Consider the following 14,505-nt stretch of genomic DNA (forward strand, 5'->3'; position numbering starts at 1 on the left):
ATCAGTGGACATTAAAAAAGATGACTCCGATTGAATATCGGAACCATCTTTTCAGTGCTTGATTTTTCAGGGCTTTTTTATTAAACTGTCCATTTTATAGGGTACAGTTCAATACTCTGAGCTCCTTTTTCTATTTATATTCATTTACACGTTTGTTCTTTTCTGTATCAATCGACCATCCAATAATGGTAGCGCAATCTCTTCCTTTCCATTTCAGAACATTCTGTAACACAGGTTCAATTTGCAAGCATCCCCTGCTATGTAATACCGCAAACAATGATTGATCATCTTCTAACATTTTTTTATCACAATCCAAAATTCCATCTGTTATCATTACGATATGATTCACTCCACGTTCTAAACCACGAACTCCTGAAGTAAAACAAGGTGTATTCGCTGCAAAAATATTTCTTCTTCCTATACATTCATAATATTTAGGCTGGTTAAGCCTTCCTTTCCCGTTCTTCTCTCGTTCGGAGTGAAATAAATAGGCAAAGCACTCTCCTACTGATAACCAATACAAGAACTCACCTTTTCGTAAACAAATCAAACAAGCTAGTTCTTCATTCTCTTGTTCACATTTCTCAATAAACAATTCATCTGTAAAGAGTGCTAATAAATACATATGTGTATGATGAAATGCCAGATGGACAGGATATGAGAACAATTCTTGTAACTTTTCTCTTCTCTCCGAAATTGCATCTATAATATATTGAATCGTTTTCGTTTTATGATGGGCATCAAAAATCATCACAAATTCAAATTGCGCATCCCACCAAGCTAGTACTGCATCTCCTCTTTCATACGCATCACTTTCTTGATTCCCGCCATAAACCCCAACTGAAAGAGGACCACATTTTTCAACATGTATTTGATCTACATACATTTTTTCATGACTAATCCATTTAAATGTATTCAATGATATCATCCTCTCTCTTACTATGTGTATGCCCTTACAGTAAGAGTACCTTAAAATTCAAGAAAAATAAACTTTTTCTATAACAAAAGACATTTATATCTTGATAAACGATTATATCTTATTATACGATATAATTAAAAATGGAAGGACTTTCTTATTATGAAACATATCAATCAAAACTGGGAAACAATTTATTACCATTTACGATGCGAATATGAAGATAATCTATCTCATCAAGCGATTCGAATTCTTCAAATCACTTCCCGAGAAGCAGAAACAACAATTAGCAAAATTGCATCTGAATTAAACCTCTCTCATAATACAGCATCCGAACATGTAAAAAGGCTCATTCAAAAAGACCTTCTTCTAAAGGAAAGAAATAAAAAGGATGAACGAGTCGTGAATCTCGCATTGACTGCTAAAGGGAAAGAAGCACTCATGAAACATACTTTATTAGATGAAAAGAAATTAAAAATATTGGAATCACAATTATCAAAAGAAGAACAGCAAGTAATTGAACAAGCTTTTTCCATACTTGCAAAGGAGGCAAAATATGCATTTCCTCGTTAAAGTCATTGTTTCAGCTCTCATAATCGGGGGCGTAACAGAATTAGCGAAACATGATAGTACAATTGGCGGTTTCATTGCTGCTCTTCCCCTTATTAGTTTGCTTAGCTTATTTTGGATTTCTGTTGAAGGCGGGAGTAAACAAGAACTAAGTCAATTTGCAATCGGTGTATTATATGGATTTCCTGCATCAGCGTTGCTTTTATTTGTGGTGTATCTTGGTTTAAAACACTCCTTCTCACTTCATATATCTGTACTACTTGGCGTGGGCGTTTGGTGTTTACTGCTCGTTTGTCAAAAAATATTTCAAGCTTAGAAGGTGATCATGATGACAATTGAAACGATGAGCATTCCACAGCTGAATAAACATGCGAAAAAACTTTATAAAGAAAAGGAAGCAGTTCTTCTGCTTCCCCCCTACATCTATTCGTAATCTTCCTCATATTCATCATCTTCATTATCATCGTAATACGAATTTCCGTTATTTACATATATCGGGCCATTTGCAACATCAACGCGAAGTACCCATGCCCACGGTACCGCTAAACGCTTATGTAATGAGCGCCAAAAATGCATGGATTTTCTTTCATACTCCTGGAACTCCTGAAGTATATCTTTATAGGAGGAACCGTCTAACTGAACATTTGCTTCTAATAAACGAGAATAGGCATAATGTTGTAATTCTAATTCAGCTGCAACTTCCATTTCTTCTGGTGTAGCCATGCCAATAATTGTTCCATCTGGCGGTACAACTTCATACACATTACGAACTTCAATAAGCCCTTCTTTCTCTTTCTCTTCCTCAAACATACAAACAGCCTCCTTTATCACACCATTTTATCTTACAAAGCCTTACTTCTCTATTCACTTCCTTCTTTCCTGCTTTTTTGATAAAAGATTACAAAATATTCAGTTGGACGATTTCATTGTTAGATTGCTCCACTTTTCTTTGTTTACATAACAAAATTATTTTATTATAACTTTTTTCTGAACGCTTCATTTGTCACTACAGATTTAATAAATACATCTAAATTATTTCGAATTTTTCTCGCTTCAATAGGATCCAAATCGTTAGACATAAAAATGATTTCCGTCTTGTTTCCTTCTTGATCCGTTCCGTAAAAACTATTTGTGAATACAAATACAGTAGAACCACCTTTTCTACCTGCATGCTCATACTGATTTCTTTCAAGAACAGTCCCTTTAAAAATCCGCTCAACCTCAGTTTGCATCGCCTTTGGAAAAACAGTTCTGCTATTCATTTTCCCTATTAAATTCATATAATCTGTAGCAGTTGCACTTACTAATCTATCAGACCAAATACGTTGAAATCCCATATCAACCTTTAATGGTATATTACGATTTTCCCATTCCTTTTCATCTTTCATCCATTCATGTATTTGAAAAACATGCTTTTTATATTCATCGCTAGACATATTACGTAACATGTCTAGTGATTGATCCGTCGGTACATGAAGTTCTTTCTCTACATATCCTCTCATATATAGTGACGCTGTATATGGATAAAAATCATCATGGCTACTTAAATGTAACTCTTTTATACTTTCATTTACTCTCTCAGCCCCTAGTTTATCTAATAAATACGTTGTATTTGCATTGGAGCTAAAATGAATCATTCCTTTCGCCACTTCTTCTATAGATACCGTTTCATTTTTTATTACGTTTCGCTCTTTTATATCCTCAATCCATTTTGGGTGTGCGCCGCCATCTGTGTTTGGAACGTAATATTTTTCTAGATCTCGCAACGGAATGAGTTTCGCTCGATCTATTTTCCCTTCTGCCACTTGCTTAGCAAATTCCACTGCTATAACGATTTTTGCCATGCTTGCTAACGGTAATTTTTCATTTTCGTTCACTGTCACTAAAAGTTCTCCATTCCTCCTAACCATTAAAGAACAAACTTTTTCTTTTTTATGCTCTTCTACATATTTTAATATGTACTGAGGATCTTCTTTTTTTAAGTAATATCGAACGATACATATAATCGCAATACATACTAACAAAATCGTTAAAATAGCATAACCTATTATTGTTATAATCATAATTTCTCCTTCTATCCATATTCTAATTTTATTATAACATAATTATATACCATATTTTGGAACACTTCCGATTGAATGTACATAATTACGATTGCTTTCTTATAATCCTTTACATAACAAAAAAACATGCCTTCTCATCCAAGCATGTTTTGTGATATTCTTCACATTATTTTTCTAAAAAATGAACCTCTTTACTTCCCGTGATGTAACATGAAATCAGCGAATTCTTCTTCGATATGATTTAACTTCGCAATCCCTTCTTTCCATTTGTGAATATAACGTGAAACTCCAAAAATAAATAAAAGAACAATAGTAGAAAGAATAATACCGTATACGATAGCTACAGTACTCATAGTTACACTTCCTTGTAATAGGTTATGATTTTATTATAATCCTTTTTCTCGCAAAATGTCGGAAATTCAACTTTTTGTAACAAAATTAAATTTTCTAATTATTATAAAGAGAAACCTTTCGAATAGAAAGATTTCTCTTCCATTTGTATATTATTCCACACCAACAGAAACAGTTTCTGGTAATGTACTGCCGCCATCAATGACGATATGTGTCCCTGTTATGTAACTCGATTCATCCGATGCAAGAAAACCAGCTAGTTGTCCAACTTCTTCAATTCTTCCTAATCGTCCTAGCGGAACGCCTGAAGCAATTCCATCGATAACGGTATTTGGTTTATTTGGATCAGATTCATTTGCAATTTGTTCGGCCATCGGTGTCATAATATAACCTGGACAAATTGCATTCACAGTTATATTATGTTTTGCTACTTCACGTGCCAACGCTTTTGTAAATCCCCAAATAGCTGCTTTTGTTGTCGCATAAGCTGTTTCTCCTTCATCTGCCACTAACGTTCCTGTTACAGACGACATATTAACAATTTTCCCGTAATTTTTCTCAATCATATATGGTAAAACAGCTTTTGCAAAATTCCACACACCATTAATATTTACTTGGAATTGAAAATCACGCATTTCATCCGACATATCTAAGAAATTTGCAAGCCGAATGACTCCTGCATTATTGACTAATATATCAATCTTCCCATATTTTTCATATGCATCTTTTGCAATATCTTTAACAGCTGTAAAATCCGTTACATCCACTTGATAACTAGCTGCCTCTAACCCTTTACTTACAATTTCCTTTGCTGTTTCATGAACCTTTTCGGAAATATCAACAAGTAATACTTTCGCTCCTAATTCTGCAAATACATGAGCAATTCCCGCACCATTTCCCATTGCAGCACCAGTAACAAAAGCAACTTTTCCATCTAATTTCCCCATTTCATAACCCCCTTATGATTTGTAGAAAACTGTCTCACAAATTCATCTTAGCAAATATCTCTTTATATATCTTTAAATTACAAAAAATGTCAAATAATATTCAAAAAGAGACTGTCATAATAAATGACAGCCTCACAACTTTTAACATATGAATCTATTGATTCTTTTTCGCTTCTATTTTTTCATGTGTTTTCTCAAGTTTATCCAATGCTTCCCCAACTTTTTTCTGCTTTTCTCTTAACTCATCAACGTTATCTACCGCTTTAATCAGTTTATCAATGCCTTTTTCTTCAATTTTCCGTTTCTTTTCTACCCTCGCGTTTACTTTTTCTTCGATATCTTTTGCCTTTTGAAGCATATTTTCAGCATTAGACTTCACAGCCTTTTTAAGCGTCTCATCCATGTTCATTTGTAACACTTTATTTGCATCGTCTTTTGTTTCGAAATACTTTCCATCTTTTAATGCGTTTGCACCGTGATCCATGAATTGAGCGACTTCTTTATATGAATTCGCTTCACTTCCTGATTTTTCTTTTTCTGCTTTTTCAAACCACATCACTGCGTCACTATATTTTTCATTTTGCAATGATGTCATGCCCGTTTCAATATACGTATCATAGTTACTGCTACATCCTGCCATGATAGCGAACAGAAATAACGTAACAAAACTTATTTTTCTCATGATGTTTTCTCCTTTTTCTTTACAACGCTTTTCATTTTAAATGTAACATACATACATCCTACTTTCAAAATGAAAAAAGATTACAAGATGCCCATAGGCAAAGTTACATATACAAACTAAATGTTTCTATTTTAAGCTGGCATATTCACTCTTTTTTTCGTCCCATGCTGTTTGATTCCTACGAATACCACGAAAAATAGCCCAGCTCCTAACGTTATCACGACAATACTCGTTGGCAATCTATCTAATAAAAATCCATATATAATCATTCCAAGTGGTGTAATCGCGGTCGCAATCGTTTCAAGAAGGCCAAACACGCGACCTAAGTATGCTTGGTTTATTGTCTTTTGAATATGTACTTGCATCGGAATATTTACAATCATCATAGAAAAACCACTAAGAAGGACAAACATTATATAGTAAATAAAGCTTGCTACTTTTGGAATCGTTATTAATAATGGAACTACCGTACATAAACTTAAACTCGCAAATGTAAATAAACCAATATAAACAGAGCGAAACGGATTACTTATTTCCTTACGAACGGATAAAACAGCCGCTCCAATTAACATTCCAACTGCTAACATTCCTTCTATTGTCCCCAGTTGCTTTGAAGATAAATGTAAGCTCTGAACAATTATATATGGGAGTGAAACGAAAAGCGCACTCGAAAAAAAGTTAACCCACAGCGCAATTTTCATTAATCCATATATTTCTTGTTGCTGTTTTACATATGTAAATCCTTCTTTTATACTCGTTAAAAAAGGTTCATGATTTTCTATGTCTTCCTTTTTATACAAATGAAATGCGATACATAACTGTACAATAACAGCTAAAAAGAATGTGATACCATTTAAAAGAAAAAAGGATGTAATTGAAAAAAATCCAAATATCATTCCTCCAATGATTGGAGCTAAAATTCTTGATAAAGAATCCGCTGTTTGATTTAAAGCATTCGCTTTTTGAATTCTTTCTTCATTCACTAAATGCGGGATGGACGAGGTGAGTGCAACAGAGTAAAAGCTTGCACAAACGGATAATAGCGCTGCTGAAATATAAATGAAGAAAAGTGATGGTTCAAATGTAGTAGCGAGAATAAACATCGTAAACATCGTCAAACTACTTAACAAATCCATGCCGATAATGAGCCATTTCCGGTTAACGCGATCCGCAACTGCCCCGGCAATAGGGCCACATACCATTCTTGGAACAGATCCGCAAATAAGCGTAGTTGCAAATCCTATTCCTGAACCCGTTGTTTTTAAAACATATAGTCCCATTGCAAACGTATAAATCCCTGCTCCTAATAAAGATATAATTTTTGCAACCATCATGAAAAGAATGTTTCTCGTTGCAATTTTTATCCTCGGATCATTTTGTTCTATACTTACATCTCCCATTATACTCTCTCCCTCTAAAAGTTAAATTATGTTAAACTTATTATACAACTTACTTTCAATTGTTTACAACAAAAAGTTAAATGTAATTTAACTTTTAAGAATAAGGAGCAATGATATGACTACTCTTGGTGAAAAAATTAAAGCATTACGAAAAGAAAAGCGGCTTACACAAACAGAACTAGCAGGTTCAGAGCTTACGAAAAGCATGTTAAGTCAAATTGAAAATGGAAAAGCAACTCCTTCTATGAAAACATTGCAATATATTGCGAGCAAACTTGACTGTGAAGCGAGTTTTTTATTGGAAGAAGACGATGAAGGAATGCAAGAGCTCATTCAAGAAATGGATCAAAAAATACAAAAAAATCAATTTGAAGCTGTGTATGAAACGTTATTGCCTATTGTACAAAAGGAGTTACCATCTACACTGCATACAGCTCGTTTATATAAGCAATTTATGACAAGCGCAATCGCTATGAAGGACTATAACATACACACTTATATCAGCAAAGCGATACCTATTTTTCAGAAATATACTTTATACCGTGAAAGTACTCAAACAAAATTAATGCAATACTATATATTATTTTCCAATAAAAAGTATGAGGAGTGTCTAGAACTTATTGCCTCGATTCGAAAAGAGTATGAAGCGAAACAATTAGAAATGGATCTCATTATGCAAATTGAATTGTTCTTAAATGAAGCGATTGTTTTACTTGCATATGGAAATTATGAGAAGTGTGAAGAAATTATTTTACAAGCACTTGACTTCTCAAAAAAAAATCAAGTGTATTATAAAACAGATGACTTTTATCGAATTCTCTCGTATCAAAAAGTAATAGAAGCGGAAGAAGATAAATACCTATACTATATTCAAAAAGCAGAACAATTCGCTATTTTTACAGAAGATACATTTTCTGTGGCTATTATTGATATATTAAAAGCCTATTACTATAATACCATTACAAAAGAATATACACTCGCTTTGCAGCACCTAGAGCAATTTAAAGAAACATTGCAACAAGGGGTGGACTTTAAAGTAGATGGTTTATATTATCTTGAAAAAGGAAAAGCTTTGTATGGCTTAAAACAATATGAAAAAGCGTTAGAGACATTACAGCATGTAACAATTCCTGATTATATGATTCATCCGCTCGATCAATCATGGGTCATAACTGCTGGAGCTTACCGTGCGCTTTGTTATTCACAGCTGCAAAACAAACAAAAAGCGCTTCAAGAAGCGACCGAAGCTTTTCATACAATACAACCATTTCCTGATTCGACATTTTCTCGATTTATTAAAGAAACATTACAATCCATACAAAAATTTTAAATACATCTCAATTTGGTATATTCTTCCTCCTTTTTAGCAAAAATAGTAACGATGGGAGGAATGTAAAAATGAATGTACAACGCGCAAAAGAGATTTCCGAATCCGCAGAACAAGCAAACGTTAGTTTTCAAGGGATGCCTGTTATGATTCAACATGTTGATGAAAACAGTGAAACAGCCCGCATTTATGATGCAGCAAATCCAGAACGTGAATTAACTGTTCCAGTTAAGAGTTTAGAGGAAAGATAAGAACCCCCACTTCAAGTCATTTTGAAGTGGGGGTTCTTATTATTTCATTCTATCTGAAGCGAACAGTCACCTGTTTACTTTCCAAAGGATTTTGACCACTTTTAAACATTTAAATTTTACACTTGGATTTGAATCAATATTTTGGACACAAAAAATTTAAGTCTATGCTATTTTTTATCTAGATTTTCTACTGCTTGCAGAGTTTTGTAACCAATACTACCATGAATTCGTTTATGGTTATAAAATCCCCTCAATGTATTGAAATAGGGCTAGATCTACTTGTTCAAATATGACATATGGTATGCGATATACTTCTTCTTTCTTAAAAATGGCATGAAACAACTTATTTCTTTTTTCATTCGTTTTAAATCTTCTAGCGTTATTTCGTCTTCCTCAATTGATGCACTAGGAGAATATCCTTGAATCCATTTACAAACTGTGATTTCTGAGATATCATATTCGCTACTTAGTTCTTTTATGGATTGTCTCGAATGATATGACCACCATTTTTTAAACTCTTCACTCAATCTCTTGTTTGTTATACAGATATTTCCTCCTTAAAACCCATTGTAAGGACTACCTAAATTGTGTCCATCTGAGACTATACTAATCCCATTTTTTTGCATCAGAACCTTATTATAAGTTTCAGGTCTTTTAATAGTATTATTTATAATAAACTAGTATAAAGTTATATATTTTGTTTATATAAAGTGAACCTTTAATCAGATTGCCCGTTAATGCGGGATAAAAAGTTCAATTTGTATAATTGTTGAGAAAGTTTAAAATACAGTGTATTTAATTAGAATTAATGGTAATATGTAGCAGAAGTTCAAAATTATTCAAGGAGGAGTTATATATGAAAAAGTCATTAAAGAAAACTGTTTTAGGTACTGCATTAGGATTATCATTATTAGGAACGGGATTTTTAGGTGCTACATCTGCTAATGCGGCAAGTAGTAGTCCACAATGGCATAAAGCACACCCTACAGGAAATTCTTGGTTTGGACAAAGAACAGCATGGGCTGAGACGCAATGGTCTGGGGTTTATCATTATACTCGAATAAAATTAGCAAGCGGTTCAGATTCTGGAAGAGCTTGGGGTACTAATTATACGCGAACAGTTACAATTCATGGTTCAGGTCAAGCTAATTCTTTCTGGGGTAAGTAATAGATTTATATATTGTTAGAATTAAAGGTGGATGAAGAATATTTTTCATCCACTTTTAATTCTACATTTTGGAGGTAATTATGTTTTTAAAACGATTGAAAATGTCATCTTTTTTAATAATATTATTTAGTGGTATTTCTTTTTTTCTATCTATTTCAGTATCTTCTATACAATCTATTTTCATTCAAAACAATCAAAATAATGATTTTGTTACTAGTGAATCTGTTAAGTTTAGTATTAAACAAGAAGAAGGTATTTTAAGTAATAATATGGATTTAAGCTTTTTAAAAGAATTAAGTGATGATTTTTTATTGTATAAAGAATATCCAGTATCTGATTCAAAAGCTATTATTTTTAAAGGTAAAAAACAACCTAATCCACCTATTTTTAAAGGAAGATACTTTAATGAAAAGGATATTAAAGATAATAAAAAAGTTGCGGTAATTGGAAAAAATATTTTAAAAGAAGCTATAAGAGAAAATAATAATATATATATTTTTCATGAAAATGAAAAATTTTTAGTTATAGGTATACTGGGATATAAAGATAAGAATTCTATGTGGGATAATTATTATTATGTAAATTTGAGCTCTTTAATTAAGAATACATCAACATTTTTTATAGAAGGAACGTATATATTAGATGCAGAAAATCAAACCAATGAGGTATTTGAAAATTTAAAGAAAAAAATAGAATCATCAGGTCATATCCAATTAACTAGAATAGATGATTCTAGATTTGAAAGTCCAATAACATTATTATTAAACGATCAACGTCTTAATATTTTAGTTATTTGTGTAGTCCTTTTAGCATTGATTCTTAATACAGTAAGCATTACATCGCATTGGATAAATTATAAAAAACAGGAGATAGCAGTAAGGAAAACAGTGGGTGGGACTAATTGGCAAATAGGTAGGAAAATTTTATTAGAATATGAACTTTTAGTATTATATTCTTTTTTTATTGGTTTTTTGCTTTATGTAGTAGTAGTTAAAGGCCAAATCATAACATTTATGGATTATGATCTTTATCCTTTATCAACATTTTTGACATTAATTTTTTGCATGTTTATAGGACTTATTACGGCAGCTATACCTATTAGTAAAATGTTTAAAATGGAAGTTAAGGAAATATTGAGGTGAAAAACAAATATGAATAATTTTAAATACGCTATTAATAGTTTAAAAAAAAGGAAGGGTATTAATTCAATTATATTTTTACAAGTTATATTAGGAATATTTTTCCTTAGTTTTAGTACATCAAAAAAAATAGAATTAGATAATAATTTAAAGCAAGTAAATCATGTATTAAAAGATAGAAATGTGTATGGATTTGTTGATAAAAGTGATGAAAATAATCTTATTCAAAATCAATTTAAACAAGAAAATTCTTATGACAGGTTAAATGAATTTTATAATTTTTTAACAACTAACAAAAAATTCCAATTCGTTTCTTTTAAAGAAGACGCAGTATTTATTGATGACTTTAAAGGCACAGATAATCTATTACTATCCAATGATAAGGTGAAATTTAAGGGATTTGATCAACCTTTGTCTAATTTAAAAGGTTTTTTTATAGATAAAAACTTTTTAAATCATTTTCATTTTAAAGTAGAAAAAGGAAGAAGTTTTGTAGAAGATGATTTTATAAAAGGTAGTAATAAAAGAATTCCAGTTGTTTTAGGGGACAATTATAAAAAATTATATAAAATCGGTGATGAAATAAGAGGAAATATTCAACACCTTGAAACTTTTGTGATTATAGGATTTTTAGAAAAAAATTATTATTTTGTTAAAGGGATAAATTCTTTAGAACCCATAAACTTAGATAACTATATGGTTATTCCCTATCAAAATCCTATTCCTAAAGATGAATTTTTTATAGGAAATTTTGATACTAGAATTATTCATTCTTTCATAATAACTAATAATAAAGAAGAAACCATGAATTTAATACAAGAAAAATCTAGAAATTTAAATTTATATACTTTTAATTTAGTAAGTTATAAAGATAAACTTTCAAATATTGTTGAGTTTATATCCTCAGAAACAAAATATACAGGATTTCTTTTTAGTATAATTACCTTGTTTTCTATATTAGGAATTGTTACATCTATAATGAATTCTATTCAACATAGAATGAAAGAGTTTGGAGTACATATATTAGTTGGTGCTACTTTAAAAGATATAACTTTAAGAATAATAATAGAAACGGCTATAGTTGTTATAGCAGGCTTTTTAATTTCAACTTTACTAGCATATTTATTATTGGGGAATATTTCTTATATTGCATGGACATTTTTAACTACAATTATTCTTATAATTGTTATTTGTATCATACCGATATATAAAATGATTAGAATTGATGTTAATACATTAATAAAGGGGAAAGAATAATGAGTCTTATAAAATTAGAAAATATATATAAAGAATATGGAGCAGAAGAAAATAAGGTGCAAGCTTTGCAAAATATTTCTATTGATATTAATAAGGGAGAAATGGTTGCAGTAATGGGTTCTTCGGGATCTGGAAAATCTACACTTTTAAATATCATAGGAGGTTTAGATAAAAAAACTTCAGGGAATTATTATTTAAACGGAAAAGATATTTCTGAACTTAATAATAGAGAATTAGCAAGTTTAAGAAATAATTATTTTGGATTTGTGGTGCAACATTTTGCATTAATTGAAGATTATAATGTTTACCAAAATATAAAAGTACCTTTGGATTATAGTAAGTATTCAAAAAAAGAGAAAGATGAAAAAATTAATAAAATCCTTAAACAACTTGGTATTAATTCCCAAATCAAGAAATTACCTTATCAACTTTCTGGTGGACAAAATCAAAGAGTTTCTATTGCACGTGCCCTTATTAATGATCCAGAAGTCATTTTGGCTGATGAACCAACAGGATCATTGGATAAAAAAACGGGACAAGAAGTTATGAATTTATTAAAGAATATAAACGAAGATGGAAAAACAATTATAATTGTTACTCATGATGATAATGTAGCAAATATGTGTGAAAGGATTATTAAAATAGAGGATGGAACTATTAAATATTGAATAATTCAAAAGTCAATTGAGATGGTCCTGATGCAAATATATGAAAAGGCACATGGATTGCAGTAGATTCCTAATAAAATCGTATTTTATACTATAAATCCAAACACCTGGTGGATAAACTCTTTCTAGCTTTTCATTACCATATTAGCACTTGCTTTTATATGTATCACGTTAAAAAGGGGAACCTATTTAGGTCGTCCTGATCGATATTCTCTTATTGTGATGTCCCTTTTTCTCATACATTGGATTTTAGTGTTAACAAATTTTTATACGCTACTTCCAAATTACATAAGTGATTTTCTTTTCCTTCCTATTTGGTATTTTCTTTGCATTTTAGGATTTATCGTTTGTGTGAAAGAATGGCGAAATAATCGAATTGTTTCTATATGTGTCGGTGTATTTTCCTTTATCAGTTTCCTCTTTGGAATGCTGCTGCAAGGTATTTCTAATATGTAACCTTATAAAAGAACTATCTTAAGAAGATAGCTCTTTTATCCGTTTTCGCTCCATCCAAATAGGTATAAATAAATACAGTACGTATGCGAAAACCATCCAGATTGTGAAAGAAAGTATTTGCTGTAGTGATAGTTGCGGAAAGAGCGTCGAGGCATAATATAAAAGAAAGGAATCGAGAAACAAACCAATTCCCGTTCCAAAAATCCCTAGTTTTATAGCGGCATATCGGGAAGAATCTATTTTTTGATAAAATCGTAAGACTACACATAATGCTATTGCTGTACCAATCTCCAAAATAAGGAGCATGGGAAGAAATAGGCTTGATGTGATTTCAACTAATACGTAAGAACCAAATAAGATAAAAAATAGAGAAGCCATAAACCAAACACCAATTGAAAAAATAATTGTAATCCATGATTTACCGTTCAATGTTTTCCTCTCCTTAATTTATACTCCTACATGTTGTATTAATTTGCTTACCCCATTATATGCTTCTTCTGTAGAAAACTTTGGATTATATAACGCTTGTAGTGCCAATCCATCTATAAGGGCATTACACATAATACTCCAAGTTTCAAATGTAACTCCTTCAATTGGTGATTTTCCCCACCCCCCTTGTAACCCTATCTGTAGTTTTTCATTTTCATAATGTAATAGTTCTCCAATCGTGTCTCTCATCGATTCATTTTGTAAACTACTTGCCAACAGTTGAAAAAATAAATGATGATACACAGAGTCTTTTGTACACCTACTTTTTGCTGCTTGCAGAGCTTTTTCAATTCGAAACCCTTCATCCATCTCCTCCCACGCTGACTTACAAAATGATTCTGTTACCTGAAGTAATAGCTGCTCTTTCGTTTTAAAGTGATAATAGACCGTCCCTTGTGTCACATTTGCCTTTTCTGCTATAGCCTTTAACGTTAACTTCTCCATTCCTCGCTCCGCAATTAATGTTTTTGCTGCTTGCAACAATTGTTGCTTATGAATGACATTCGGTTTTGCCAACTAGATCTCTCCCTTACAAGTTAGTTATACAACTAACTTAATTATAAAAAAATTCAAAAGAAAAGAAAAGAAGAAAAGCCTCCATTAGCTTTTCTTTCTTCTACTCTTCTCTCTATAAGACTGCCCAGATGACGCATTACAAGGTGTATAATATATTTGTGGTGTTGCTTTGTTCACAAACATTGTAAAGGTAATAAAACCGATGAGAAAGAAAATAAATAATGTAAATAAAATAATACCTACCGTGAAAAGAATCATAACACCACCTCCTATTCTAGGCTTCAATACTACTTGTTTCGATATCA

At 31.5% G+C, this 14,505-nt stretch carries 19 protein-coding genes and 2 pseudogenes; 9 read left to right on the plus strand and 12 right to left on the minus strand.

Annotated features, from left to right (window positions below; all coding sequences use genetic code 11):
* Positions 1 to 130: 130 nt before the first annotated feature.
* Positions 131 to 928: a protein phosphatase 2C domain-containing protein gene (locus MR063_RS05145; RefSeq protein WP_242194922.1), complete on the minus strand. Its 798-nt coding sequence runs from the start codon at positions 926 to 928 to the stop codon at positions 131 to 133.
* 150 nt (positions 929 to 1,078) lie between these two features.
* On the opposite strand from MR063_RS05145, the gene MR063_RS05150 reads away from it, so the two are divergent.
* On the plus strand, positions 1,079 to 1,489 hold the full coding sequence (locus MR063_RS05150) for a MarR family winged helix-turn-helix transcriptional regulator (protein WP_242194926.1): 411 nt from the start codon (positions 1,079 to 1,081) through the stop codon (positions 1,487 to 1,489).
* On the plus strand, positions 1,473 to 1,802 hold the full coding sequence (locus MR063_RS05155; RefSeq protein ID WP_242194928.1) for a DUF3147 family protein: 330 nt from the start codon (positions 1,473 to 1,475) through the stop codon (positions 1,800 to 1,802). The genes MR063_RS05150 and MR063_RS05155 overlap by 17 nt, the downstream gene beginning before the upstream one ends.
* Before the next feature lie 107 nt (positions 1,803 to 1,909).
* On the opposite strand, the gene MR063_RS05160 is transcribed toward MR063_RS05155, so the two are convergent.
* The 6 genes from MR063_RS05160 to MR063_RS05185 all read right to left on the minus strand — a co-directional run bounded on the left by MR063_RS05160 (position 1,910) and on the right by MR063_RS05185 (position 6,929).
* On the minus strand, positions 1,910 to 2,296 hold the full coding sequence (locus MR063_RS05160; RefSeq protein WP_242194931.1) for a hypothetical protein: 387 nt from the start codon (positions 2,294 to 2,296) through the stop codon (positions 1,910 to 1,912).
* 164 nt (positions 2,297 to 2,460) lie between these two features.
* Positions 2,461 to 3,549, minus strand: a complete 1,089-nt coding sequence (locus MR063_RS05165; protein WP_277927781.1) for a serine hydrolase — start codon at positions 3,547 to 3,549, stop codon at positions 2,461 to 2,463.
* A 191-nt stretch (positions 3,550 to 3,740) separates the two neighbouring features.
* The gene (locus MR063_RS05170) at positions 3,741 to 3,902 is read right to left on the minus strand and encodes a peptidase (protein ID WP_242194933.1); all 162 of its coding nucleotides are present in this window, start codon (positions 3,900 to 3,902) and stop codon (positions 3,741 to 3,743) included.
* A 150-nt stretch (positions 3,903 to 4,052) separates the two neighbouring features.
* Complete coding sequence (gene ucpA / locus MR063_RS05175) at positions 4,053 to 4,847, minus strand: SDR family oxidoreductase UcpA (RefSeq protein WP_242194936.1); 795 nt, start codon at positions 4,845 to 4,847, stop codon at positions 4,053 to 4,055.
* A gap of 154 nt (positions 4,848 to 5,001) precedes the next feature.
* Positions 5,002 to 5,529 carry an outer membrane protein assembly factor BamD gene (locus MR063_RS05180; RefSeq protein WP_242194939.1) on the minus strand — a complete coding sequence of 176 codons (528 nt, stop codon included), beginning with the start codon at positions 5,527 to 5,529 and terminating at the stop codon, positions 5,002 to 5,004.
* Positions 5,530 to 5,660: 131 nt separating this feature from the next.
* Complete coding sequence (locus MR063_RS05185; protein ID WP_242194941.1) at positions 5,661 to 6,929, minus strand: MFS transporter; 1,269 nt, start codon at positions 6,927 to 6,929, stop codon at positions 5,661 to 5,663.
* 115 nt (positions 6,930 to 7,044) lie between these two features.
* Here MR063_RS05185 and MR063_RS05190 point away from each other — a divergent pair, with 115 nt between their 5' ends.
* Both MR063_RS05190 and MR063_RS05195 read left to right on the plus strand, forming a co-directional pair.
* Positions 7,045 to 8,259 carry a helix-turn-helix domain-containing protein gene (locus tag MR063_RS05190; protein ID WP_242194944.1) on the plus strand — a complete coding sequence of 405 codons (1,215 nt, stop codon included), beginning with the start codon at positions 7,045 to 7,047 and terminating at the stop codon, positions 8,257 to 8,259.
* Between the two features lie 68 nt (positions 8,260 to 8,327).
* Positions 8,328 to 8,507: an H-type small acid-soluble spore protein gene (locus tag MR063_RS05195; protein ID WP_012093891.1), complete on the plus strand. Its 180-nt coding sequence runs from the start codon at positions 8,328 to 8,330 to the stop codon at positions 8,505 to 8,507.
* 167 nt (positions 8,508 to 8,674) lie between these two features.
* On the opposite strand, the pseudogene MR063_RS22065 reads toward MR063_RS05195, so the two are convergent.
* Together MR063_RS22065 and MR063_RS05200 are read right to left on the minus strand one after the other, a co-directional pair.
* Positions 8,675 to 8,846 (minus strand): annotated as a pseudogene (locus tag MR063_RS22065) (IS3 family transposase); the annotation flags it as partial.
* 5 nt (positions 8,847 to 8,851) lie between these two features.
* A pseudogene (locus MR063_RS05200) lies at positions 8,852 to 9,049 on the minus strand (IS3-like element ISBce13 family transposase); the annotation flags it as partial.
* A 314-nt stretch (positions 9,050 to 9,363) separates the two neighbouring features.
* Here MR063_RS05200 and MR063_RS05205 point away from each other — a divergent pair.
* From MR063_RS05205 to MR063_RS05225, 5 genes are all read left to right on the plus strand, one after another.
* The gene (locus tag MR063_RS05205) at positions 9,364 to 9,675 is read left to right on the plus strand and encodes a hypothetical protein (protein WP_242142788.1); all 312 of its coding nucleotides are present in this window, start codon (positions 9,364 to 9,366) and stop codon (positions 9,673 to 9,675) included.
* 80 nt (positions 9,676 to 9,755) lie between these two features.
* Positions 9,756 to 10,817, plus strand: a complete 1,062-nt coding sequence (locus MR063_RS05210; protein WP_242194947.1) for an ABC transporter permease — start codon at positions 9,756 to 9,758, stop codon at positions 10,815 to 10,817.
* Positions 10,818 to 10,826: 9 nt separating this feature from the next.
* Positions 10,827 to 12,071 (plus strand): ABC transporter permease, encoded by a 1,245-nt coding sequence (locus MR063_RS05215; RefSeq protein ID WP_242194950.1) that lies wholly within the window; start codon positions 10,827 to 10,829, stop codon positions 12,069 to 12,071.
* Positions 12,071 to 12,739, plus strand: coding sequence for an ABC transporter ATP-binding protein (locus tag MR063_RS05220; RefSeq protein WP_242194953.1), 669 nt, complete (start codon positions 12,071 to 12,073; stop codon positions 12,737 to 12,739). The genes MR063_RS05215 and MR063_RS05220 overlap by 1 nt, the downstream gene beginning before the upstream one ends.
* Positions 12,740 to 12,874: 135 nt before the next feature.
* Complete coding sequence (locus MR063_RS05225; protein ID WP_242195619.1) at positions 12,875 to 13,195, plus strand: hypothetical protein; 321 nt, start codon at positions 12,875 to 12,877, stop codon at positions 13,193 to 13,195.
* An 18-nt stretch (positions 13,196 to 13,213) separates the two neighbouring features.
* Here the strand turns inward: MR063_RS05225 and MR063_RS05230 are convergent, their stop codons facing one another.
* The 3 genes from MR063_RS05230 to MR063_RS05240 form a co-directional block, all read right to left on the minus strand.
* Positions 13,214 to 13,624 (minus strand): hypothetical protein, encoded by a 411-nt coding sequence (locus MR063_RS05230; RefSeq protein ID WP_242194956.1) that lies wholly within the window; start codon positions 13,622 to 13,624, stop codon positions 13,214 to 13,216.
* An 18-nt stretch (positions 13,625 to 13,642) separates the two neighbouring features.
* A complete protein-coding gene (locus tag MR063_RS05235; protein ID WP_242194958.1) occupies positions 13,643 to 14,200 on the minus strand; it encodes a TetR/AcrR family transcriptional regulator in 558 nt (185 codons plus the stop codon).
* A gap of 84 nt (positions 14,201 to 14,284) precedes the next feature.
* A complete protein-coding gene (locus tag MR063_RS05240) occupies positions 14,285 to 14,458 on the minus strand; it encodes a DUF3951 domain-containing protein (protein WP_242194961.1) in 174 nt (57 codons plus the stop codon).
* Positions 14,459 to 14,505 lie beyond the last annotated feature (47 nt).

The sequence above is a fragment of the Bacillus cereus group sp. BfR-BA-01492 genome (genome assembly GCF_022662815.1).
Lineage (GTDB): Bacteria > Bacillota > Bacilli > Bacillales > Bacillaceae_G > Bacillus_A > Bacillus_A cereus_BD.